The organism is Pseudomonas frederiksbergensis (genome assembly GCF_003732665.1).
GTDB classification, from domain to species: Bacteria; Pseudomonadota; Gammaproteobacteria; order Pseudomonadales; family Pseudomonadaceae; genus Aquipseudomonas; species Aquipseudomonas frederiksbergensis_G.
The window spans coordinates 1-489 of record NZ_MOBP01000229.1; the positions used below are offsets into that span (position 1 = coordinate 1).

A 489-nucleotide genomic window follows, 5' to 3' on the forward strand; every position below is an offset into this window, starting at 1 on the left:
ATTTTCGCGACGCATGGGACTACGGCCATGGAATTTCTGCTCTATCTGGCGCTGGGCGCCTGGGCGGGCGTGCTGGCCGGGCTGTTCGGGGGCGGCGGCGGGATCATTATCGTCCCGGTGCTGGTGTTCAGTTTCATCCTGCAGGGCTTCGACGCCTCGATCCTGACGCACCTGGCGGTCGGTACGTCCCTGGCGACGATCATTTTTACCTCGGTAAACGCGGTCCGTGAGCATCACCGTCGCGGCGCGGTGCGTTGGCCAATTTTCGCCTGGATGACCCTCGGCATTCTGATCGGCGCCGGTTTCGGCGCACTGACCGCCGAAGCGATTTCCGGTCTACATTTGCAGAAGATCATTGGCGTATTCGCGCTGATCGTCGCCGTTCAGCTCGCCTTGCACCTAAAACCCAAGGCCAGCCGAACGGTGCCGGGCAAAGCCGGTCTGACCGTGGCCGGGAGCGTGATTGGCTGCGCCTCGGCCATTTTCGGG

At 63.0% G+C, this 489-nt stretch carries 1 protein-coding gene; it reads left to right on the forward strand.

Annotated features, from left to right (window positions below; genetic code table 11):
* Window positions 1–27: 27 nt before the first annotated feature.
* The coding region (locus BK665_RS33950) for a sulfite exporter TauE/SafE family protein (protein ID WP_148053312.1) at window positions 28–489 on the forward strand (462 nt) is incomplete at its 3' end.